Genomic DNA, 23,286 nt, shown 5'->3' on the forward strand with positions numbered 1-23,286 from the left:
CCGGTCCGCTTCCGCTCCATCCGGGCAGACGCCAGCTTTTTAGAGCCTTCACGACTGCAGGCGGCTTAGGCGTGATCACGGGCAGGCTCAAAGCCCCAACATCAGCCCACTCAGGCGTTTGACCTTGCGGCGCAGGGCTTCTTCGAAGATGCCCTGGCGCGGTTCGATCAGGCTGAACCAGTGTTTGGCGCGGGTGATACCGGTGTAGATGAGTTCTTTGGTCAGTACCGGGTTGAGCGCTTCGGGCAGGATCAGGGCGGTGTGGGCGAATTCGGAGCCCTGGGATTTGTGTACGGTCATGGCGTACACGGTTTCGACCTCGTTGAGGCGGCTGGGCAGGACGAAGCGTACGCCTTCGCTGCCGTCGTTGCGGGGGAAGGCGACGCGCAATACCTGTTTGCCCTCGCCGTCGCGCTCGGGCAGGCGCAAGGTGATGCCGATGTCGCCGTTCATCAGGCCAAGGCCATAGTCGTTGTGGGTCATCAGCACCGGGCGACCTTCGTACCATTGCTGTTCGCTTTCGATCAGCTTCGCGCTGAACAACGCGTGAGTGATGCGCTGGTTCAAACCCTCCACGCCCCACGGGCCTTTGCGTACGGCACACAGCAGTTGAAAGGCGTCGAAGGCGCTGAGTACCGAGCGCGCCCATCGCGTCCAGCAATGGTCGTCGAGTGCCGAATCATCGGCGGGCCGCCCGGCGGCAAGTACGTTGAGGTAATGGCGGTAACCCTGCGGACCTTGCTCGCCTCTGCCAAGCCCGTCGAGCACAAGGCGTTCGAACTTCAGATCCTGTTCGCCCTTGAGGGTCAGGGCGAACAGGTCGTCGTGACTGCCCGCCGCAAGCAGCGCGCGGGCCTGTTGGTCCTGCTGCTGGTTGACCAGTCGGGCCAACTGGCCGATACCGCTGCCTTGGCCAAAACGACGCGAGTGGCGCAGCATCACCACCTGCTGGGCCAATGGATGGTGCTGCGCATCGCCTTGGCGCAAGGCACCTTTGCTGAGGTCTTCGCCGCTGACAGCTTCAAGCCAGGCCTGAGTTTCAGGGCTGTAAAAACCTTCTTCGGCGTCGCGACACAAATCGCCCAGTACGGCACCCGCCTCAACGGACGCCAACTGGTCCTTGTCGCCGAGCAGCACCATGCGCGCATGCGGCGGTAATGCGTCGAGCAGATTGGCCATCATTTCCAGGTCGATCATGGATGCTTCATCAACCACCAGCACGTCCAGTGGCAGTAAGTTGCCTGCGTGATGGCGAAAGTGCCGGGTACCGGGGCGGCTGCCCAGCAGGCGGTGGACGGTGGTGACTTCGCTGGGGATTTTCTGCCGTACGTCGTCGCTGACGTCCAGGCTCTGCACCTGCTGGCTGATGGACTCGGTCAGCCGGGCCGCCGCCTTGCCGGTAGGTGCCGCCAGACGGATACGCAACGGCTGGCCGCTCTGCACCGCCGGGGCCTGCAATAAGGCCAGCAAGCGCACCACGGTTGTGGTCTTGCCGGTGCCAGGGCCACCGGTGATGATGCTGAAGCCCTTGCGGGTCGCCAGCGCGCAGGCAAGTTTCTGCCAGTCGATAATGGCTTGAGGCGCTGAGTTCGCAGGCCCGAACAGGGCATTCAGGCGCTGCGGCAGATCCTCCGGCGGCGTTTCGCTCTGCGCCAGGCGCTGACGCAAGGCTGCGGCGATACGCCGTTCATAGGTCCAGTAGCGGCGCAGATATAAACGTCGCTCGGCCAGCACTAATGGTTTTTGCAACGCCTCGGCACTTGAGTCTCCTACTTCGGCCACCAGCATGCTGCCTGCAAGCGCCTGGCACCACGCGGTGCCATCCTGCGCGGCCAACAGTTGTGAGGGCAGCAGCATTGTCCCGCCTTGCTGATCGCCCTCGGGTGGCAGTGACAGGGCGAAGTCCGGTTCTTTCAGGGTTTCGTACAGATCCAGGCAGACATGGCCGTGGCCGAGCTGATGGCTGGTCAGCGCCGCAGCCACCAGCACCAGTGGATCGGCTTGCGGATCGAGGTCACTGAGGAACGCGACAAATGCTTTGTCCAGCGCACGCAACCAGCCGCGCTCGACCCAGCGCTCCAGCAGGATCAACAGATCGCCGACGCGCGTCAGCGGACTCAATTCAGCGAGGCTGATGTCGTCCAGCGCGGTGGGCAACAGATCGTCGAACGAGCGGCTCATGCCAATGCTCCCGGCAGGTCATGCGCTAACGGTTTACCCTGAAACAAAAGGTCCAGACTCTCTATCAGTTCGCGTGGCGGACGGACAAAATACGCGCCCTGAGAGACCGAACGGCTGCCGCGCAGGAACAGATACAGCGCGCCGCCCATGTGCTGGTCGTAATCATAGTCGGCCATCCGTGCCTTGAGCTGACGATGCAACGCCAGCAAGTACAGGACGTATTGCAGGTCGTAGCGGTTGTCGAGAATGGCGGTTTCCATCGCCAGTTCGGTGTACGCAGTGTCGTCGGTGCCCAGCCAGTTGGACTTGTAGTCAGCCACGTAATAACGACTGTCGTGTTCGAACGTCAGGTCGATAAAGCCTTTGAACATGCCATTGAGCGAAACCGTCTCGGTCGCGGCACGCGGCGCGTTGTTGTGGGTGAAGCGGCGTACCAGGGCATCCATCTGCGCCACATTGACGTTGTTGCTGGCGAACCAGAATTCCATCTCTATGCGGTACTGATTGGGCTGGTCCAGCTCACCCAGCGCGACCGGTGTGGCATCCGGCGACAGACGCAACTGCATGTTCAGCATGTGCTGCAGCCAATCGCTCAGGGTATTGATCCAGCCCGCCCAACCGCGCCGATTGCAGCGCCGGGCAACGGCGTCCTGCAGTTTGTCCGGCGCGTGCGCGGTCATCGCAAAACCTTCGTTGCCAGCCCATTCGAGCAGTCCATGCAGAAAGGTGCCGGGATTGGGGCCACGCGGAAAGCGGTGGATATCGCCGCCGCTGGTCAAAATGTCACGCGGCGCTTCAGGGTCCAGGCGCTCGTCGTCGAACAGCTTCTGTGCCTGCGGACTGTCAGGCGATTCATCGGCACCGGTGGTTACGGTGTCGCCGATACGCAGGGCGCTGTAGGAGGCGATCCACCAGTTCTCGGCAGCGCGACGTTTGGGTACCAGCAGTTTGACCAGCGCGGCTTCGTTGCGCGGCGCACTGAAGCGTTCGTCAGTGGGCTCGGGAACAGGCTGCAAGGCAATCGCATCACAGCCTTGCGCGAGATCACGCAGCCAGACTTTCAGCTCTGCCGACTCGGCCAGCACAACACCGCCACCCAGCAAATAACCCAACGCAGAACGGTGCAGCATCGAGTTGCTGGCATTGCCGCGTTTGAGGTCGGCAACGCCCAGCCAGCAAGCGTGTTCGGAACGGGTCAGCGCCACGTAGAGCAAGCGCAGGTCTTCGGCCAGACGTTCGTCATCGGCTTGCTGAATCAGCGCTTCGGTGGGTTGCAGGCTGATCTGCGAGTTGCCGTCGGCGTCATGAAACTGCAGTGGCAGGCGACTGCCGTCCACGGGTTTCGAGGAGCAAATGAATGGCAGGAATACCAGCGGATATTGCAGGCCCTTGGACTTGTGGATGGTCACCACCTTGACCAGTTGCTCGTCGCTTTCCAGACGCAAAATCTGTTCTTCGCCAGCCTGACCGGACAGCGCAAGGTGGTCGCCCAGATGCCGAATCAGCGCCTGTTCGCCGTCCAGTTCGGCGGCGGCCTGCTGCAGCAGTTCAGACAAGTGCAACAGGTTGGTCAGTACTCGCTCACCGTCGGTACGCGTCATCAATGTCTGCGGCAGGGCAAAGTCGTGCAGCAGGCAGCGCAGCATTGGCAGGACGCCCTGGCTGCGCCACACGGCACGATAGCCACGGAACTGCATGACGCGCCGTTCCCACGCCAGCTCGTCCTGATTCAGACGCTCCAACTCGGCCAGTGGCAGGTCAAGCGTGATACATGCCAGTGCGGCACGCAGCGTACGTTCTGAATCGGGCTCGGCACAGGCTTTGAGCCAGGACAGCAGGTCGTGGGCTTCCTGAGCGGCGAATACTGAATCCTTGTCCGACAGATAAACACTACGCACGCCACGCGCGCTGAGCTGCTGACGCACCGCCTGCGCTTCCTTGCCATCGCGGACCAGAATCGCAATATCGGCCGGACGCAGCCCGCGCAGCGGTTTGTCAAGCATGGCGAAACCGGCACGGCCCTGTTGACCGGCGTTGAGCAGGCGCACGATCTCGCTGGCGCAACTGGCCGCCAACTGTTGGCGATAAATAACCCCGGACACCGGCTGTTCGCTTTCAAGATGCCAGACCGTCAGTGCAGTCAGTGGCGCGCCTTCGACTTCCAGGGTCTCTTTGCGCCCTTGGGCCAGCGCATCGGAGAACGGCACCTGATTGCCTTGATCATCACGAAACAGAAACGCTCCGCGGCCTTGCGGACGTTGCTCTGCGCGCGTGAAGACATGGTTGACCGACGCGACCATTGCATGGCTGGAGCGGTAGTTGGTGTCCAGCGTGTGCCAACGGCCGTCGGTGGCCTGCCGGGCGCGCAGGTAGGTGTAGATATCGGCACCGCGAAACGCATAGATCGCCTGCTTCGGGTCGCCGATCAGGAACAGCCCGGTCTGCTCGTCGTTACCCTCAAGGCGATAGATGCTGTCGAAGATCCGGTACTGCACCGGGTCGGTATCCTGAAACTCATCGATCAACGCTACCGGAAACTGCTCACGAATCAGGGTGGCCAGACGTTCGCCGCCAGCGCTGTGCAGGGCGGCATCGAGCCTGAGCAACATGTCGTCAAACCCCATCTCGGCGCGACGCCGCTTCTCTTCTTCAAAGCGGGCACTTACCCACTGCGCCGCATGCTGCAACACCGCGGCATCCGGCTTGGGCAGGCTGTCCAGCGCAGCTTTCAGCTGTGCCATGGCCTCGAAAGCAGGATGTGAAGGCGGATCACTTTTCCAGGCTTCGGCAACACCTTCCGGGGTCAGGCGAGTGAAACCGGTTCCCAGGTCCAGCGTTTCCTGTGTGTCGTCAGCGGCCCATGCGGCAAGCTTTTCAAACCAGGGCTTGAAGTAGCGCTCCTGCATCTTGCGGCCATCGACCACTTTGCGGGCTACGGCGTCCTGACAGAGCGCATACAGCTCTTCAGCCCAAGCGGCCCAAGGCGCTTTCAGGGCAGCGAGCGCTGCTCGGCGCTCCTGCAATGACGCCTCGATCAGTTCGGCGGGCTCTTGAGTGAGCGGGCTGCGATCACGACCAAACAAACCTCGCACACGCGGCAACAACGCCGCCGGACCGCTCAGATTTTCCCGCACCCAAGTCAACGCGTCGCCGCTCATGGGGTAGCAGAAGCGGCGCCAGTAGTCGCGCAGCACTTCACCGAGCAAATCGCTGTGGTCGGTTTCCAGGGTCTGGGTGAATAGGCTGCCGCTGTCGAATGCGTGTTCGCGCAACATGCGCTGGCACCAGCTGTGGATCGTCGAGACGGCGGCTTCGTCCATCCATTGTGCGGCGATGTCCAGACGGCTGGCACAGGCCGGCCACTGCTCGGCCTCGAACTGCTCGCGCAGCTCGGCAATCAAACCGTCAGGTGCGGCAATCTCGTCACGAAAGAACCGCGCAGCTTCCGCCAATCGGGTACGAATCCTGTCACGCAGCTCCTTGGTAGCGGCGTCGGTAAAGGTCACCACGAGGATCTGCGGCGGCAGCAATTCACGACCAAAGCCTGACTGTTCGGTGCCGTGCCCAAGCACTAGGCGCAAGTACAGGGCGGAGATGGTGAAGGTCTTGCCGGTCCCGGCGCTGGCCTCGATCAGTTGACTGCCGCGTAGTGGAAAGCGCAGCGCCAGAGGAAGGGATTGTTTGTTCATGCGCCACCCTCCCCGCCAGACAACGACTGCCAGGGCGCATCGTAAACCGGTTTGTAGAGCGTCTCGCACCAGCCTGCAAACTCTTCACTGTCGACCAGCGCGTCAAAGTCCGGAAACTGTCGGGCCAGCGCGGTGCTTTCGCGGCGCTCACCATCAGTGGTCTGCCCGTCACCCTCATAGGCCTTGCGGGCTGCTGCTTCGGCTTTGTCGGCGGGCTGGCCCAGCCAGGCAAATGCGGTTTTGACGGCGACTGGTAAAGGCTCTTGCATGCCGCGTAGCCAAGCCATAAGCAAGTGATTCAGCGTGGTAATGGCCGCGTCCTTGTCCAACGGTTCGAGCATGAGGGTTTCGTCACTGGCGACCAGTGCCGTGTGCAACGGCAGCTCGCAGGCGCAGGCAACCAGGTGATTGACCCACGGCCGAATCAGCCGGTGCCATTTGCGAGTCTTTTTCGAGCCGATGCTGTTGGGAATCGCCGTGACCAGCAACAGCTCACCACGAGCGTTACGGTGCAGCCCGCCAAGCCAGCCATCGATACTCACACTGCCATGGCTGAAACTGATCGGTAATGCGCTGCTCAACGTTTCGGGCCAGAGGGTCAACAGGTCGTGGTAACGCTTGAGGACGTCTGGCAACGGCTCGATCAGCTCGCTCTGCATCAAGGTGCCGAACCCCGCGAGCGGCAGCAGGCCACTGGCTTGCAGTTTCAGTGCCTGGGCTTTCAGGGCGACATCCATATCGTCAGGGGAAGCCATCGCTGCGCTGAGCAGGCTTTCACTGAGGCCGTTACGCTCAAGCGCGTCGAGCACGAACGGTTCCTCATCGGCGAGCGGCGCTTCGGCGACTTCGAAATAGATTTTCAGGCGCTGGCTGAAGAAATGCTTCACCGGGTTTCTCAGGAAGTCCTGTAACTGTGCAATGGACAGGGGTTCTTCCTGCTCATGGGGGGGAAGCGCTTGAGGTACGGGCACCTGAAGGTCGGTTTCATGCAGCAGGCGCCACTCGCGGGCGAAGCTGAAATACCCCGTGCCTGCATGGAAGTAACTGGCACTGAAAGGCTGCAGCGGGTGATCCACAGTCAGCGCGTTCAGCAAACGCTCGCCATCGTCCTGCTTGCCGTCCGGTTCGGTCTCGCCAGCCAGCTTCCAGCCACTGGCCAGGTGATCGCGCAATTGGCCAATCAGCACCGATGCAGGACGCTCGCTGTTGTCCCGAATGCTGTGGCCAACCCAGCTGATATAGAGCTGGTCTCTGGCCGAGAGCAGCGCTTCCAGCAACAGGTAGCGATCGTCTTCACGCCGCGAACGGTCGCCGGGACGGTAGTCGCTGCCCATCAGGTCGAAATCCAGCGGCGGTTGCGCGCGCGGGTAATCGCCGTCGTTCATGCCCAGCAGGCAGACCACTTTGAATGGAATGGCGCGCATGGGCATCAGGGTGCAGAAGTTGACCGAACCCGCCAGAAAGCGTTGGGACAGGCGCCCCTGATCAAGCCCGGCCAGCCAGGCCTCACGCACAACGGTCAACGGCAGCTCATCGGTCAGCCCTACCGCTTCACAGGTTTCCAGCCAGTTTTCGCGCAGTGTTTCAAGCTGAGCGAGCAGGTAATCGTCGTGTTCGCTGTCGGCGAGGAAGAACAACTGCAACAGCGATTGCAGGCGCTCTCCCCACGCGTACGGAGTTGCGGGTGTCGATAATTCCATATGGGCCACCTGAAGCGCGTCAATCAGCGCTACCAGTGGGCCGATCAATGCGGCATCAAGCCCGCCAATCTCATCGTAAGGCTCAATGCCGTCGTAAGCGTCACCTGCACCCACGGCGTAACCCAGCAGCATGCGCCGCAGACCAAAATGCCAGCTGTTCTGCTCCAGCGCATCCGGCAACCCCAGACCGGCACGCTGCTGTGCGTTGAGGCCCCAGCGAATGCCGGCGCCTTCTATCCAGCGGTGCAGCGTTGGCAGATCGCGCTCCTGAATCCTGAAGCGCGCGCGCAAGGCAGGAACATCGAGCAGGTCAAGGATTTCGCTGACCGGGAAGCGGCTGTCCGGGAGTTTGAGGAGGTGTTCAACGGCAATCAGCAAGGGTTCGCGGCCACGTTGCCCCTGGTCGGCCAGCGTAAAGGGGATGAAGCGACGGTCTTCGCGTTCGATTTGCCCGAATACCGCTCGTATGTGTGGGGCGTAGCTGTCGATATCCGGGACCATGACAATCACGTCACGCGGGCGCAGGCCCGGGTCTTTGCTGAACCGTGCCAATAGCTGGTCATGCAGCACTTCCACTTCGCGCTGCGCACTGTGCGCAACATGGAAACGGACCGAGCGATCTTCCAGCGGATCGACTGCCGGCCAGAGCTCACGGGTTTCATCCAGCGGGCGTAGCTCGAGAATATCGTCCTGCAACTGATTCAGCAGATTGGTGGGCTCGACTTCACTGAACAGATCAATCCGCTCATCCTTGAACGAAGAGCGGTAGCTGCGCGGATCATCATGGCTGTCCAGCAAATTGATGTAATCGCGACCCTGCTTGCCCCAGGCAGCGAGCAGCGGGTGAGCATGCTGATGCAGCGCTTGCGGGTCGAGGACCATCGGCATTCCGGTCTTGCGCGCCTGGCGTTTGTACTGGTGACGCAGCAGGTCCTTGTCGGCGACGATATCAGCCCAGTGATGGCGACACGGGTTGTGAACGCAGAGCAGAACCTGGCTGAACTTGGCTAGGCCCGCCAATGCCTCGAGCGCTTGTGCAGGCAGCGAGGAAATGCCAAAAACGATGACGCGTGCCGGCAAACCCGGAGGCGCTTCGGTCATGCTGCCGATGCGCTCGATGAAACGCTGATGTACACCCGCTCGACTCTGCGACATACCTTTGGCACCGACATCATTTAGCAGCGCGCGCCACAGTTCGGCTTGCCAGCAATTGGCGGCTGACAGCGGTCTGGCCTGACCTCGCCCATCGCGCAATTGATGGCGGCCAGCGGCCCAGTCCTCCAGCCAGTCGGCGCGGTAAACCTGATATTGGTCGAACAGATCTGACAGGCGCTCGGACAATTGATAGCGCTTGCGCAGATCAGTGTCGTCGGTCAGGAAACGCTGCAGAGGCTCGAAGTGCGGCTGATTGATAAGTTCAGGGAGCAAGCGCATCAAGCGCCAGGTCAGCGGGGTCTTGTCGAGCAAGGAAGTCGAGGGGATTTCATCGCTTCCGAGAACCATGCGGTACAGCGTCCACATGAAGCTACCGGGCAATTGGACGTCTATGGCTGCGGCAATGCCACAGCCACCGCTATCTTCATCCTGAGCGTCCTCGGCCAACGCCAGTTTCAACCACTGCGCAATGCCGTTGCTCTGCACCAGAGCAATCTCGTTTTCCAGGGGGGCCAATGGATAACGTCGCATCCACGACACAACCAGACTGCGCAGCTCATCCGGGCGGTTGCCTTGAACCACCATGAAACCTGCACTCAGAGAGGTTGTAACGGACATGCTTGCTTCCTTGACCGGTGCGTAGAACCTGATGCCGAACCATAAGGGCAAGCGCGCTGGATTGCCATAAGCATGTTGGTCTGAATGACTGCCGGAGAGGTGTGGTTATGAGTTCAGGAGAATGCAGAGGTTTGTGGAACCCCAGACAAACAAAAACCCTCAACGCGTAAGCGAAGAGGGTTTCTGGAATTTAATCTTGACGATGACCTACTCTCACATGGGGAAACCCCACACTACCATCGGCGATACATCGTTTCACTGCTGAGTTCGGGATGGGATCAGGTGGTTCCAATGTTCTATGGTCGTCAAGAAATTCGGGTACCGAATCGTGCCTTGCGGCGCGCTTCAGCAAATCGGGTATGTGATAGCTCGGTGCGGTTGTGACGCAAACTTTCGGTTCGTGTCATCTTCACAGTCACCGCAATCTGATGCTCCTGTCAGGAAGTCCATTCAAATTGCTTGGGTGTTATATGGTCAAGCCTCACGGGCAATTAGTATTGGTTAGCTCAACGCCTCACAGCGCTTACACACCCAACCTATCAACGTCGTAGTCTTCGACGGCCCTTTAGGGAACTCAAGGTTCCAGTGAGATCTCATCTTGAGGCAAGTTTCCCGCTTAGATGCTTTCAGCGGTTATCTTTTCCGAACATAGCTACCCGGCAATGCCACTGGCGTGACAACCGGAACACCAGAGGTTCGTCCACTCCGGTCCTCTCGTACTAGGAGCAGCCCCTCTCAAATCTCAAACGTCCACGGCAGATAGGGACCGAACTGTCTCACGACGTTCTAAACCCAGCTCGCGTACCACTTTAAATGGCGAACAGCCATACCCTTGGGACCGGCTTCAGCCCCAGGATGTGATGAGCCGACATCGAGGTGCCAAACACCGCCGTCGATATGAACTCTTGGGCGGTATCAGCCTGTTATCCCCGGAGTACCTTTTATCCGTTGAGCGATGGCCCTTCCATACAGAACCACCGGATCACTAAGACCTACTTTCGTACCTGCTCGACGTGTCTGTCTCGCAGTCAAGCGCGCTTTTGCCTTTATACTCTACGACCGATTTCCGACCGGTCTGAGCGCACCTTCGTACTCCTCCGTTACTCTTTAGGAGGAGACCGCCCCAGTCAAACTACCCACCATACACTGTCCTCGATCCGGATAACGGACCTGAGTTAGAACCTCAAAGTTGCCAGGGTGGTATTTCAAGGTTGGCTCCACGCAGACTGGCGTCCACGCTTCAAAGCCTCCCACCTATCCTACACAAGCAAATTCAAAGTCCAGTGCAAAGCTATAGTAAAGGTTCACGGGGTCTTTCCGTCTAGCCGCGGATACACTGCATCTTCACAGCGATTTCAATTTCACTGAGTCTCGGGTGGAGACAGCGCCGCCATCGTTACGCCATTCGTGCAGGTCGGAACTTACCCGACAAGGAATTTCGCTACCTTAGGACCGTTATAGTTACGGCCGCCGTTTACCGGGGCTTCGATCAAGAGCTTCGCTTGCGCTAACCCCATCAATTAACCTTCCGGCACCGGGCAGGCGTCACACCCTATACGTCCACTTTCGTGTTTGCAGAGTGCTGTGTTTTTAATAAACAGTCGCAGCGGCCTGGTATCTTCGACCGGCGTGGGCTTACGCAGTAAATGCTTCACCCTCACCGGCGCACCTTCTCCCGAAGTTACGGTGCCATTTTGCCTAGTTCCTTCACCCGAGTTCTCTCAAGCGCCTTGGTATTCTCTACCCAACCACCTGTGTCGGTTTGGGGTACGGTTCCTGGTTACCTGAAGCTTAGAAGCTTTTCTTGGAAGCATGGCATCAACCACTTCGCGTTCTAAAGAACACTCGTCATCAGCTCTCGGCCTTGAGATCCCGGATTTACCTAAGATCTCAGCCTACCACCTTAAACCTGGACAACCAACGCCAGGCTGGCCTAGCCTTCTCCGTCCCTCCATCGCAATAACCAGAAGTACAGGAATATTAACCTGTTTTCCATCGACTACGCTTTTCAGCCTCGCCTTAGGGACCGACTAACCCTGCGTCGATTAACGTTGCGCAGGAAACCTTGGTCTTTCGGCGTGGGTGTTTTTCACACCCATTGTCGTTACTCATGTCAGCATTCGCACTTCTGATACCTCCAGCAAGCTTCTCAACTCACCTTCACAGGCTTACAGAACGCTCCTCTACCGCATCATCATAAGATGATACCCGTAGCTTCGGTGCATGGTTTGAGCCCCGTTACATCTTCCGCGCAGGCCGACTCGACTAGTGAGCTATTACGCTTTCTTTAAAGGGTGGCTGCTTCTAAGCCAACCTCCTAGCTGTCTAAGCCTTCCCACATCGTTTCCCACTTAACCATGACTTTGGGACCTTAGCTGACGGTCTGGGTTGTTTCCCTTTTCACGACGGACGTTAGCACCCGCCGTGTGTCTCCCATGCTCGGCACTTGTAGGTATTCGGAGTTTGCATCGGTTTGGTAAGTCGGGATGACCCCCTAGCCGAAACAGTGCTCTACCCCCTACAGTGATACATGAGGCGCTACCTAAATAGCTTTCGAGGAGAACCAGCTATCTCCGAGCTTGATTAGCCTTTCACTCCGATCCACAGGTCATCCGCTAACTTTTCAACGGTAGTCGGTTCGGTCCTCCAGTTAGTGTTACCCAACCTTCAACCTGCCCATGGATAGATCGCCCGGTTTCGGGTCTATTCCCAGCGACTAGACGCCCTATTAAGACTCGCTTTCGCTACGCCTCCCCTATTCGGTTAAGCTCGCCACTGAAAATAAGTCGCTGACCCATTATACAAAAGGTACGCAGTCACCCAACAAAGTGGGCTCCCACTGCTTGTACGCATACGGTTTCAGGATCTATTTCACTCCGCTCTCCGCGGTTCTTTTCGCCTTTCCCTCACGGTACTGGTTCACTATCGGTCAGTCAGTAGTATTTAGCCTTGGAGGATGGTCCCCCCATATTCAGACAAGGTTTCTCGTGCCCCGTCCTACTCGATTTCATTGCAAAGGGATTTTCGCGTACAGGGCTATCACCCACTATGGCCGTCCTTTCCAGAACGTTCCGCTAATCTCAATACAACTTAAGGGCTGGTCCCCGTTCGCTCGCCACTACTAAGGGAATCTCGGTTGATTTCTTTTCCTCAGGGTACTTAGATGTTTCAGTTCCCCTGGTTCGCTTCTTGCACCTATGTATTCAGTACAAGATAACCACCTTATGATGGCTGGGTTCCCCCATTCAGACATCTCCGGATCACAGTCTGTTTGCCGACTCCCCGAAGCTTTTCGCAGGCTACCACGTCTTTCATCGCCTCTGACTGCCAAGGCATCCACCGTATGCGCTTCTTCACTTGACCATATAACCCCAAGCAATCTGGTTATACTGTGAAGACGACATTCGCCGAAAGTTTGCATTCACAAACTTTACCTTAGCCCGGACACGCACCAGTGAAAGAGGTGCCCGGTCTATTTCTTTCTATCACATACCCAAATTTTTAAAGAACGATCTAATCAAAGACTAGAAATCAACATTCACTCATTGATCATCAGGATCAATGGAATGCTCATTTCTAGGCTTTCAAACAGAAGCAGTAAGTGGTGGAGCCAAGCGGGATCGAACCGCTGACCTCCTGCGTGCAAGGCAGGCGCTCTCCCAGCTGAGCTATGGCCCCGTATTTCTACAGCCGTTTCCCACACAAAATTGGTGGGTCTGGGCAGATTCGAACTGCCGACCTCACCCTTATCAGGGGTGCGCTCTAACCAACTGAGCTACAGACCCAATTTCGAGCTTGTAGCCGCTAGCGTTGAGCTATCAGCTTGGAGCTTAAAGCTGCTTCTAATCGTCTTCTTCAATGAATCAAGCAATTCGTGTGGGTGCTTATGGCGCAGCTGAGTCGTCGATTAAGGAGGTGATCCAGCCGCAGGTTCCCCTACGGCTACCTTGTTACGACTTCACCCCAGTCATGAATCACACCGTGGTAACCGTCCTCCCGAAGGTTAGACTAGCTACTTCTGGTGCAACCCACTCCCATGGTGTGACGGGCGGTGTGTACAAGGCCCGGGAACGTATTCACCGCGACATTCTGATTCGCGATTACTAGCGATTCCGACTTCACGCAGTCGAGTTGCAGACTGCGATCCGGACTACGATCGGTTTTGTGAGATTAGCTCCACCTCGCGGCTTGGCAACCCTCTGTACCGACCATTGTAGCACGTGTGTAGCCCAGGCCGTAAGGGCCATGATGACTTGACGTCATCCCCACCTTCCTCCGGTTTGTCACCGGCAGTCTCCTTAGAGTGCCCACCATAACGTGCTGGTAACTAAGGACAAGGGTTGCGCTCGTTACGGGACTTAACCCAACATCTCACGACACGAGCTGACGACAGCCATGCAGCACCTGTCTCAATGCTCCCGAAGGCACCAATCCATCTCTGGAAAGTTCATTGGATGTCAAGGCCTGGTAAGGTTCTTCGCGTTGCTTCGAATTAAACCACATGCTCCACCGCTTGTGCGGGCCCCCGTCAATTCATTTGAGTTTTAACCTTGCGGCCGTACTCCCCAGGCGGTCAACTTAATGCGTTAGCTGCGCCACTAAGAGCTCAAGGCTCCCAACGGCTAGTTGACATCGTTTACGGCGTGGACTACCAGGGTATCTAATCCTGTTTGCTCCCCACGCTTTCGCACCTCAGTGTCAGTATCAGTCCAGGTGGTCGCCTTCGCCACTGGTGTTCCTTCCTATATCTACGCATTTCACCGCTACACAGGAAATTCCACCACCCTCTACCATACTCTAGCTTGCCAGTTTTGGATGCAGTTCCCAGGTTGAGCCCGGGGATTTCACATTCAACTTAACAAACCACCTACGCGCGCTTTACGCCCAGTAATTCCGATTAACGCTTGCACCCTCTGTATTACCGCGGCTGCTGGCACAGAGTTAGCCGGTGCTTATTCTGTCGGTAACGTCAAAACAATCACGTATTAGGTAACTGCCCTTCCTCCCAACTTAAAGTGCTTTACAATCCGAAGACCTTCTTCACACACGCGGCATGGCTGGATCAGGCTTTCGCCCATTGTCCAATATTCCCCACTGCTGCCTCCCGTAGGAGTCTGGACCGTGTCTCAGTTCCAGTGTGACTGATCATCCTCTCAGACCAGTTACGGATCGTCGCCTTGGTGAGCCATTACCTCACCAACTAGCTAATCCGACCTAGGCTCATCTGATAGCGCAAGGCCCGAAGGTCCCCTGCTTTCTCCCGTAGGACGTATGCGGTATTAGCGTCCGTTTCCGAGCGTTATCCCCCACTACCAGGCAGATTCCTAGGCATTACTCACCCGTCCGCCGCTCGCCACCAGGTACAAGTACCCGTGCTGCCGCTCGACTTGCATGTGTTAGGCCTGCCGCCAGCGTTCAATCTGAGCCATGATCAAACTCTTCAGTTCAAACATCTAACTGGGTTTTGAGAAAACCCTAAACTTGGCTCAGCAATCGTTGGTTACATCTTTGATTTCTCGCGGAGTAACTTGGGTTGCTGATAATCTGTTGACTTCAGTCTGACACCACAAGCACCCACACGAATTGCTTGATTCAGTTGTTAAAGAGCGGATGGTTAAGAGCTTTCGTCTCAACCGAGGCGCGCATTCTACAGCGTCTCTTGTATCTGTCAAGCGGTTATTTTAAGAAGTTTTCAAAGTTTCCTTTGCAACTTCAACCACTTGCGCTTCGATCAACTCTTCAGTTGCTCATCAGCGGGAGGCGAATTCTACAGCGTTACAACCGCGTGTCAAACTCTTTTTTCTCACCGCTGTCGATCACTGCAGACTCGACCTCCTTCCTCGCTGACTCTTCACTTCAAAACCTTGCAAACCATTGATCTACAAAGCTTTTTCGTCTCCGTCTGCGCCGGAAGTGGGGCGAATTATAGACAGATCACAGAGGGCGTCAACCGTTATTTTGAACTTTCTTCAGAAACCAGGTTAACGCGCCCGAAAGCCTTCTTACCGGCCTGGCAGACGTGAGTTGCACCCAACTTGAATACAAAGCCGCGATCCACCACCTCACCATCTATACGCACACCACCAGATGCCAGCAGATCGCGAGCGACTGCAGCGTTCTTTACCAGCCCTGCTTTATTAAGGACGGCCGAGATCGGCATATCCTCTGTAGCAGCCACGGAGATCTCCGGCAGATCGTCTGGCAACTCGCCTTCCTTCATACGGTTGCCCGCAGAACGATGCGCATTGGCGGCAGCTTCTTCACCATGGAAACGGGCGACCAGCTCTTCGGCCAGCTTGATTTTGATATCACGCGGATTGGCACCCGCTTCACAATCAGCCCTCAAGCCATTGATCTCCTCCATCGAACGGAAGCTCAGCAGCTCGAAGTAGCGCCACATCAGCGAATCCGGAATCGATACCAGCTTGCTGTACATAATGCCCGGTGCTTCCTGAATACCAACGTAGTTGCCCAGCGACTTGGACATCTTCTTCACGCCATCCAGGCCTTCCAGCAGCGGCATGGTCAGAATGCATTGCGGCTCCTGCCCATAAGCGCGCTGAAGCTCGCGCCCCATCAGCAGGTTGAATTTCTGATCAGTACCACCCAGTTCGACGTCGGCCTTCAAGGCCACAGAGTCATAACCCTGCACCAGCGGATAAAGGAATTCGTGGATGGCGATGGACTGGTTGCTTTTATAGCGCTTGTCGAAATCGTCACGCTCAAGCATACGGGCGACCGTGTACTGCGAAGACAATCGAATGAAGTCAGCCGGGCTCAGCTTGTCCATCCAGGTGGAGTTGAACGCCACCTCGGTTTTGGCCGGATCGAGAATCTTGAAAACCTGAGACTTGTAGGTTTCGGCGTAGTCGAGAACCTGCTCACGAGTGAGCGGCGGACGCGTGGCGCTTTTGCCGCTCGGGTCGCCGATCATGCCGGTGAAATCACCGATCAGGAAGATGACCTGATGCCCCAGGTCCTGAAACTGGCGCAGCTTATTAATAAGCACCGTGTGCCCAAGGTGCAGATCGGGCGCTGTCGGGTCGAAACCAGCCTTGATACGCAGTGGCTGGCCACGCTTCAGCTTCTCGACCAGTTCGGCCTCGACCAGGAGTTCATCTGCACCGCGCTTGATCAGCGCCAGCTGCTCTTCAACCGACTTCATTTCAGCCCCCAATTCAAAGGGAACCAACCTTACAAGATCAGAGCCCAATTACAAGTTTTGCCCAGCGTTCGCCTGCGAATCAGTGACTGATACGCGGGAAGGGTTGCTTCGAGCAGGTTTTGGTTATATTTTATACAGTTATTTCATCTTCATCATGTCATTCATCTTTTCCATTTCACCTTTTTCAAAGTCAAATTACCTATGAAAGACACACCGCCTAAAGCGCCCCCGCTTTATCCGAAGAGTCACCTGCTCGCTGCAAGCGGCATTGCCGCATTGTTGAGCCTGGCTCTCCTGGTTTTCCCTTCCAGCGAAGTTGAAGCTAAACGAACGAACCTTTCCCTTGATCTGGAGATGCCGGATCAAGGCGTACAAGACCAAGACGCTCCAGACGCTGCTCAAGCCACACCTGAAACCACTGAATCGCCATTTGCCCAGATCGACAATGCAGATGACCAGGCTCAAGAGACCGCCACAGCACAGTCTGACGCAGAAAAGCCGACCCCAGCCAAAGACCCTAACCATCGGGAAGTGATCGTCAGCAAGGGCGACACGCTTTCGACTCTGTTCGAAAAAGTCGGGCTGCCAGCCGCTACCGTTCATGAAGTACTGGCCAGCGACAAGCAGGCCAAACAGTTCACCAAGCTGCAGAACGGGCAAACCCTGCAGTTCGAACTATCGCAGGACGGCCAGCTCAAGCAACTGCATACCAAACTCAGCGAGCTCGAGACGATCAGCCTGTCGAAATCGGCTTCCGGCTTCGTTTTCAATCGCGAGATCAGCAAGCCCAATGTGCGCAATGCGTATGTGCATGGCGTGATCAACAGCTCACTTTCGCAATCCGCGCAGCGCGCTGGCCTGACTCATAGCATGACAATGGACATGGCCAACATCTTCGGCTACGACATCGACTTCGCGCAGGACATCCGCAAGGGTGACGAGTTTGACGTGGTGTATGAGCAGAAAGTGGTCAACGGCAAAAGCGTCGGCACAGGCAATATCCTTTCCGCTCGCTTTACAAACCGCGGCAAGACCTACACCGCCGTTCGTTACACCAACAAGCAAGGCAATACCAATTACTACACTGCCGACGGCAACAGCATGCGCAAGGCATTCATCCGCACCCCGGTAGACTTTGCCCGCATCAGCTCCATGTTTTCGATGGGTCGCAAACACCCTATCCTCAACAAGATCCGTGCGCACAAGGGCGTCGACTATGCGGCGCCACGCGGTACGCCGATCAAGGCAACCGGCGACGGCAAGGTTCTGCTCGCTGGCCGTCGCGGCGGTTACGGCAATACCGTCATCATCCAGCACGGCGATACCTACCGCACGCTGTACGGTCATATGCAAGGCTTTGCCAAAGGCATACAAACCGGCGGAACCGTTAAACAGGGCCAGGTAATCGGCTATATTGGAACTACCGGCTTGTCTACCGGCCCGCACCTGCACTATGAATTTCAGGTCAATGGCGTTCACGTAGACCCGCTGGGCCAGAAGCTTCCGATGGCGGATCCGATCGCCAAATCCGAAAAACAGCGGTTCATGCAACAAAGCCAGCCGTTGATGGCGCGCATGGATCAGGAAAAGGCCACCACGCTGGCCTCGAATAAAAGGTAATCCATGGACTTCTTCTATATAGGTGTGATGTCCGGCAGCAGTCTCGATGGGATTGATATCGCCCTTTTGAAGCAGGATGACCGCTCAAGGCTTCTGGCTACTCACTACATCCCGATGCCGGAAGATCTGCATGCCGAACTGCTGGGGCTTTGCTCCAGTGGCGTCGATGAGCTTGCACGTGCAGCAATCGCCGAGCAGAAGTGGTGCAGGCTGGTCGCACAGGGCGTGCAGACCTTGCTGGAAGATCAAAACATGGTGCCTGCTCAGATTCGCGCCATTGGCAGCCACGGCCAGACTATTCGTCATGAACCTGCGCGCGGCTACAGCATTCAGATCGGCAACCCGGCGCTGCTGGCAGAGCTGACAGAAATCACCGTGGTAAGCGATTTTCGTCGTCGCGACATCGCCGCAGGCGGACAGGGTGCGCCGCTGGTGCCCGCCTTCCACGAAGCACTGTTCGACGATAACAAAGACCACCGCGCTGTATTGAACATCGGCGGCTTCAGCAATCTGAGCCTGATCGAATCCGATCGCCCGGTCGAAGGCTTCGATTGCGGTCCAGGTAACGTGCTGCTGGATGCCTGGATACAATCCCAGCGCCATGAAAGCTACGACAAGGACGGGGAATGGGCGGCGAGCGGCGAGGTTGATCAAGCGCTTCTCCAGAAACTGCTCAGCGATCAGTTTTTCCTGACCAAAGGCCCAAAAAGCACCGGTCGGGAAGTGTTCAACCTGGGTTGGGTGCACCATCATCTGTTCCAGCTGCCAACGTTGACACCTGAAGACGTGCAAGCCACCCTGCTGGAACTGACTGCATTGACCATCACAGAGTCCCTGCAATCGGCACAAGCGATCACCAAGGAGCTTCTGGTCTGTGGCGGCGGCGCACATAACAAGGCGCTGATGAAACGCCTTGCAGAGCTATTGCCTGACACAGAGGTCAGCAGTACCGAGAAGTTCGGCGTGGACCCTGACTGGGTTGAGGCCATGGCATTTGCCTGGCTGGCTCATTGCTGCCTCGAAGGCGTACCGGCCAACCGCCCAACGGTAACCGGCGCTAAAGGCAGACGTGTTCTGGGCGCGATCTACCCCGCCTGACCTCGTGCCTGAACGCAAAACGCCGCTCAATGAGCGGCGTTTTTGTTTACAACAAGCTTCAATCAGATCGAGAACGACGAGCCACAACCACAGGTCGTGGAAGCATTAGGGTTTTTGATCACGAATCGCGAACCCTCAAGTCCTTCCTGATAATCGACCTCTGCGCCAGCCAGGTACTGGAAGCTCATCGGATCGACAACCAGACTTACGCCCTCGCGCTCGACGATAGTGTCATCGTCGGCCACGTCTTCATCAAACGTAAAGCCATACTGAAAACCTGAACAACCACCACCTGTAACGAATACACGCAGTTTGAGACGATCATTGCCCTCTTCGTCGACCAGGGTTTTCACCTTGTGCGCTGCATTCGGAGTGAACTCCAAAGCGGTAGGCGTGAAGGATTCGACACTCATGTCAGATATCTCCCGGCGTTAGCCGTCGTAATGCGTAATGACGGCATTATCCGCTTCTCCTAGAAAATCGGTCAACTATTTGCTGGACGGCGGCAGTGCTTACGGCATCATGCCCGCGTGAGACAAACCGGCGCGCTCATCAAGACCAAACAGGATGTTCATATTCTGAACCGCCTGACCTGACGCGCCTTTGACCAGATTGTCGATAACCGACAGCACGACAACCAGATCGCCGCCCTGCGGACGGTGTACCGCGATGCGGCAAACGTTGGCTCCGCGCACACTGCGGGTCTCGGGATGGCTGCCAGCGGGCATTACATCCACAAAAGGCTCGTCGGCATAGCGCTTCTCGAACAGCGCTTGCAGGTCCACCGAACGATCAGCGACTGTCGCATAGAGGGTGGAATGAATGCCACGAATCATCGGCACCAGATGCGGAACAAACGTCAGGTGGATATCACCGCCCGCAGCGCGACGCAGGCCCTGAGTGATTTCAGGCAGGTGACGATGGCCCTTCACGGCGTAGGCCTTGAAGCTTTCATTGGCTTCCGAATACAGAGAACCAATGCTCAGGCCACGTCCGGCACCGCTCACGCCGGATTTGCAGTCGGCAATAAGGCGAGTGTTGTCGGCAATGCCCGCCTCAAGCAACGGCAGGAAACCCAATTGTGTAGCTGTCGGATAGCAACCCGGCACGGCGATGAGCCGAGCATTCTTGATCTGTTCGCGATTGACTTCCGGCGATCCGTAAACCGCATCCTGCAGCAGCTGCGGAGCACCGTGCGGCTGGCCGTACCACTTGGCCCACTCGACCGGGTCCTGCAGACGGAAGTCGGCAGACAGGTCGATCACCTTGGTGCCTGCCGCAAGCAGTTCACCGGCCAGTGCATGAGCGACACCGTGGGGCGTGGCGAAGAACACCACGTCACAGGCACCCAGGGTTTTCACGTCAGGTACGCTGAAAGCCAGGCCGTCGTAGTGCCCGCGCAGGTTCGGGTACATCTCGGCGACTGGCATGCCGGCCTCCGAGCGCGAGGTAATGACCACTACTTCTGCCTGCGGATGCTGTGCCAACAGACGCAGCAGCTCGACCCCGGTGTAACCCGTGCCGCCGACAATACCGACCTTGACCATAACCTGCCCTCAACGAAACAACTGGAAAGCGGTCGATAATAGGAGCCTATCGCCTCTGCGACAACCGACAACGTGACGTACGGACGCACAAGACACTACTATTCGGCCACCGTGAACCTGGGAATAATCAAAAATGCTCTATCTATGGGTCAAAGCGCTGCATGTCATTTCAATGGTCTGCTGGTTTGCAGCCCTGTTCTATCTACCAAGACTGTTCGTCTATCACTCGATGAGTGAGGACACGGTCAGCCGCGAGCGCTTCATGGTGATGGAACGCAAGCTCTACCGAGGCATCATGACCCCGGCGATGATCGCAACGCTGGTCTTCGGCGGCTGGCTGATCAGCTTTGACGTCAGCGGCTATTTCAGTCAGGGCTGGATGCACGCGAAGCTGGTACTGGTGTTCCTGCTGATCGGCTATCACCATGTCTGTGGCGCACAGGTCAAACGCTTTGCCCGTGGAGAAAATGGCCGCAGCCATGTGTTCTATCGCTGGTTCAACGAGATTCCTGTGCTGATCCTGATCGCTATCGTCATTCTGGTCATCGTCAAACCCTTCTGACCGGAAAGCATTCGGCCTCTCCAGTAACACACCAGGGCGCTCGGCTTTACGCAATGTGTAACGCAAGCGCCCGGTACTGTCCCCAACCACAAGACAAGGAAGCCCTGTATGGCCGATTCCCTCTTCAAGATTGTATTTGAAGGACAGGTGCGTGAAGGCGTCGAGCTTGATACCGCGAAGGCCAACCTTGCGGGGTTGTTCAAAAGTGAAGCTCGCGCAGTGCAAAAGTTGTTCAACGGCCAGCCCGTTGCGCTCAAGCGCGGGCTGACCCATACGGATGCTGAGCGCTACCTGAAGGCACTTAATGACGCAGGCGTCGAAGCACGCATCGAACCTGACAGCGACATCAGCCTGAGCCTCAATGAAACAGCCAGCGCTCTGGCACAAAAACCCGCGCTTCTGGAAATATCGCCCTATGCGCCGCCCAAAGCACAGGTTGGCGGTGATCAGCCAGAGCATTCGACTCTAAAAGTCCTGAGCATAAACGGGCGCATTGGGCGTTTGCGTTATCTGGCCTGGAGCCTGGTATTGAGCGCAGCGGCACTGGCGCTGGTTGCCGTGTGTCTGCTGACGATGAACGAGTCGCTGGTCGCTGGCGGGCTGCTGAGCGCAGTGGTGCTCGTGGTGTTTGCAGTCATCGGTGCACAGATCGGTATACAACGGCTGCACGACCTGGGCTGGTCGGGCTGGCTTTTACTGCTGACGATGGTGCCCTTCATAGGCAGCGTCTTCCCGTTCCTCATGGTCCTGCTGCCGGGTACAAAAGGCCCCAATCAGTTCGGCCCACCGCCACCGCCGAACTCGAAAGGCGTAAAGACGCTGGCCGTTCTGTGGTTGTTGCTGCTACCGATTATTCTGATCGGCCTCACTGCCGGAGGCGCAGGCATGCTGCGCGACGAGCTGGAATTGCAGACCGACGAGTACGAGCAATCCCTCCCGTACGACGATGAACAAGACCAGGACAGTGCCTTGATCGTGCCGGTGGATGTCAACAAAGAGCTCAAAGAAACACAGTGACACGTAATAGACTGCTCACGGTTCGGCAGACTGCCGGGCGCAATATGCTCAATGGAGAAATGCATGACCCGTTACGCCCTGATCACCGGCGCGTCCAGCGGCATAGGCCTGGCGATGGCCGAAGCGCTGGCACGCCGTGGTCGCAGCCTGATTCTGGTCGCCCGTCAGCGCGACCTGCTGGAAACAATTGCACTGGAATTGACTCAGCGTTTTGGCGTGGAAGTGCTGTTTCGTGCATGCGACCTGGGCGAACCGCTGCGACTCTCGGGCTTCCTGCTGGAGCTGGAAGACGGCGCGCATCAGATTGACCTGCTGGTCAATGCAGCGGGCATCGGCACGTGCGGACCTTTTCTGGCGCAGGACTGGAGCGCCGAGCAGGACCTGATCGACCTGAACATCCTCGCTCTGACGCGCCTGTGCCATACGGTCGGCAACCTCATGGCCATTCAGGGTGGTGGGCAGATACTCAATGTCGCCTCGGTGGCGGCTTTCCAGCCAGGGCCGTGGATGAGCACCTACTACGCGAGCAAAGCGTATGTGCTGCATTTTTCCGAGGGGCTGCGCGAGGAAGTGAAGAAGGCCGGGGTGAAGGTCTCGGTGTTGTGCCCCGGCCCGACCCGAACGGCTTTTTTCCGTACCGCGCAGTTGCAGGTCAATGTCGACAACCTGATGAGCCCCGAAGAAGTGGCCCTGTATACCGTTCGCGCACTGGCAAAGGACCGTGCAGTGATCATCCCCGGCTTCAGCACCCGCCTATGGACGTTCAGCCCGCGCCTGGTCTCGCGCTGGCTGGCCCGCCAGATCAGCGGCTACATCAACAGGAAGTACTGCCCACGCTGACAGACAAACGACTGGGCGAGCGGCGTCTCGCTCAGTACACTCAGGCGCACTGCTGCACAGCGATACCCTGCGACGACCATCAACCGACAAGGAG

General features: G+C 57.5%; 11 protein-coding genes, 2 tRNA genes and 3 rRNA genes. 5 read left to right on the forward strand and 11 right to left on the reverse strand.

Annotated features, from left to right (window positions below; all coding sequences use genetic code 11):
• Nucleotides 1–87 precede the first annotated feature (87 nt).
• The 9 genes from recD to tyrS form a co-directional block, all read right to left on the reverse strand.
• A complete protein-coding gene (gene recD, locus LJU29_RS23915; RefSeq protein WP_257111257.1) occupies nucleotides 88–2,181 on the reverse strand; it encodes an exodeoxyribonuclease V subunit alpha in 2,094 nt (697 codons plus the stop codon).
• Complete coding sequence (gene recB / locus LJU29_RS23920; RefSeq protein ID WP_057424189.1) at nucleotides 2,178–5,870, reverse strand: exodeoxyribonuclease V subunit beta; 3,693 nt, start codon at nucleotides 5,868–5,870, stop codon at nucleotides 2,178–2,180. The genes recD and recB overlap by 4 nt, the downstream gene beginning before the upstream one ends.
• Nucleotides 5,867–9,343 (reverse strand): exodeoxyribonuclease V subunit gamma, encoded by a 3,477-nt coding sequence (gene recC, locus LJU29_RS23925; protein ID WP_257111258.1) that lies wholly within the window; start codon nucleotides 9,341–9,343, stop codon nucleotides 5,867–5,869. The genes recB and recC overlap by 4 nt, the downstream gene beginning before the upstream one ends.
• 194 nt (nucleotides 9,344–9,537) lie before the next feature.
• Nucleotides 9,538–9,653 (reverse strand): 5S ribosomal RNA (gene rrf, locus LJU29_RS23930).
• A 160-nt stretch (nucleotides 9,654–9,813) separates the two neighbouring features.
• Nucleotides 9,814–12,706 (reverse strand): 23S ribosomal RNA (locus LJU29_RS23935).
• Nucleotides 12,707–12,945: 239 nt separating this feature from the next.
• Nucleotides 12,946–13,021 (reverse strand) — tRNA-Ala (locus tag LJU29_RS23940).
• Between the two features lie 30 nt (nucleotides 13,022–13,051).
• Nucleotides 13,052–13,128: transfer RNA gene (locus LJU29_RS23945), tRNA-Ile, on the reverse strand.
• A 123-nt stretch (nucleotides 13,129–13,251) separates the two neighbouring features.
• Nucleotides 13,252–14,790: ribosomal RNA gene (locus tag LJU29_RS23950) — 16S ribosomal RNA — on the reverse strand.
• Together the 16S, 23S and 5S rRNA genes with 2 tRNA genes alongside form the textbook arrangement of a ribosomal RNA operon.
• A 506-nt stretch (nucleotides 14,791–15,296) precedes the next feature.
• Nucleotides 15,297–16,508, reverse strand: coding sequence for a tyrosine--tRNA ligase (tyrS, locus tag LJU29_RS23955; protein ID WP_057452980.1), 1,212 nt, complete (start codon nucleotides 16,506–16,508; stop codon nucleotides 15,297–15,299).
• A 201-nt stretch (nucleotides 16,509–16,709) separates the two neighbouring features.
• Here tyrS and LJU29_RS23960 point away from each other — a divergent pair, with 201 nt between their 5' ends.
• Together LJU29_RS23960 and LJU29_RS23965 are read left to right on the forward strand one after the other, a co-directional pair.
• Nucleotides 16,710–18,128 carry a peptidoglycan DD-metalloendopeptidase family protein gene (locus LJU29_RS23960; protein ID WP_257111259.1) on the forward strand — a complete coding sequence of 473 codons (1,419 nt, stop codon included), beginning with the start codon at nucleotides 16,710–16,712 and terminating at the stop codon, nucleotides 18,126–18,128.
• A gap of 3 nt (nucleotides 18,129–18,131) precedes the next feature.
• Nucleotides 18,132–19,226: an anhydro-N-acetylmuramic acid kinase gene (locus LJU29_RS23965; RefSeq protein ID WP_004663838.1), complete on the forward strand. Its 1,095-nt coding sequence runs from the start codon at nucleotides 18,132–18,134 to the stop codon at nucleotides 19,224–19,226.
• A 62-nt stretch (nucleotides 19,227–19,288) separates the two neighbouring features.
• Here the strand turns inward: LJU29_RS23965 and erpA are convergent, their stop codons facing one another.
• Entirely contained in the window at nucleotides 19,289–19,639 is a 351-nt protein-coding gene (gene erpA / locus LJU29_RS23970) for an iron-sulfur cluster insertion protein ErpA (RefSeq protein ID WP_002551953.1), read from the reverse strand.
• A gap of 99 nt (nucleotides 19,640–19,738) precedes the next feature.
• Nucleotides 19,739–20,773, reverse strand: coding sequence for an N-acetyl-gamma-glutamyl-phosphate reductase (gene argC, locus LJU29_RS23975; RefSeq protein ID WP_257111260.1), 1,035 nt, complete (start codon nucleotides 20,771–20,773; stop codon nucleotides 19,739–19,741).
• 133 nt (nucleotides 20,774–20,906) lie between these two features.
• Here argC and hemJ point away from each other — a divergent pair, with 133 nt between their 5' ends.
• From hemJ to LJU29_RS23990, 3 genes are all read left to right on the forward strand, one after another.
• Nucleotides 20,907–21,335 carry a protoporphyrinogen oxidase HemJ gene (gene hemJ, locus LJU29_RS23980; RefSeq protein ID WP_257111261.1) on the forward strand — a complete coding sequence of 143 codons (429 nt, stop codon included), beginning with the start codon at nucleotides 20,907–20,909 and terminating at the stop codon, nucleotides 21,333–21,335.
• 108 nt (nucleotides 21,336–21,443) lie between these two features.
• Nucleotides 21,444–22,352, forward strand: a complete 909-nt coding sequence (locus tag LJU29_RS23985; protein WP_257111262.1) for a DUF805 domain-containing protein — start codon at nucleotides 21,444–21,446, stop codon at nucleotides 22,350–22,352.
• 63 nt (nucleotides 22,353–22,415) lie between these two features.
• Entirely contained in the window at nucleotides 22,416–23,192 is a 777-nt protein-coding gene (locus LJU29_RS23990; protein ID WP_002551949.1) for an SDR family NAD(P)-dependent oxidoreductase, read from the forward strand.
• Nucleotides 23,193–23,286: the final 94 nt, after the last annotated feature.

Origin of the sequence: Pseudomonas ficuserectae, assembly GCF_024584585.1 — a bacterium.
In the GTDB taxonomy this organism is placed as follows: domain Bacteria; phylum Pseudomonadota; class Gammaproteobacteria; order Pseudomonadales; family Pseudomonadaceae; genus Aquipseudomonas; species Aquipseudomonas amygdali.

What these genes read in the sequence shown, in the direction of transcription:
- recD (WP_257111257.1), bottom strand. Translation starts at nt 2,181, where the DNA reads ATGAGCCGCTCGTTCGACGATCTGTTGCCCACCGCGCTGGACGACATC.
- recB (WP_057424189.1), bottom strand. Translation starts at nt 5,870, where the DNA reads ATGAACAAACAATCCCTTCCTCTGGCGCTGCGCTTTCCACTACGCGGC.
- recC (WP_257111258.1), bottom strand. Translation starts at nt 9,343, where the DNA reads ATGTCCGTTACAACCTCTCTGAGTGCAGGTTTCATGGTGGTTCAAGGC.
- tyrS (WP_057452980.1), bottom strand. Translation starts at nt 16,508, where the DNA reads ATGAAGTCGGTTGAAGAGCAGCTGGCGCTGATCAAGCGCGGTGCAGAT.
- LJU29_RS23960 (WP_257111259.1), top strand. Translation starts at nt 16,710, where the DNA reads ATGAAAGACACACCGCCTAAAGCGCCCCCGCTTTATCCGAAGAGTCAC.
- LJU29_RS23965 (WP_004663838.1), top strand. Translation starts at nt 18,132, where the DNA reads ATGGACTTCTTCTATATAGGTGTGATGTCCGGCAGCAGTCTCGATGGG.
- erpA (WP_002551953.1), bottom strand. Translation starts at nt 19,639, where the DNA reads ATGAGTGTCGAATCCTTCACGCCTACCGCTTTGGAGTTCACTCCGAAT.
- argC (WP_257111260.1), bottom strand. Translation starts at nt 20,773, where the DNA reads ATGGTCAAGGTCGGTATTGTCGGCGGCACGGGTTACACCGGGGTCGAG.
- hemJ (WP_257111261.1), top strand. Translation starts at nt 20,907, where the DNA reads ATGCTCTATCTATGGGTCAAAGCGCTGCATGTCATTTCAATGGTCTGC.
- LJU29_RS23985 (WP_257111262.1), top strand. Translation starts at nt 21,444, where the DNA reads ATGGCCGATTCCCTCTTCAAGATTGTATTTGAAGGACAGGTGCGTGAA.
- LJU29_RS23990 (WP_002551949.1), top strand. Translation starts at nt 22,416, where the DNA reads ATGACCCGTTACGCCCTGATCACCGGCGCGTCCAGCGGCATAGGCCTG.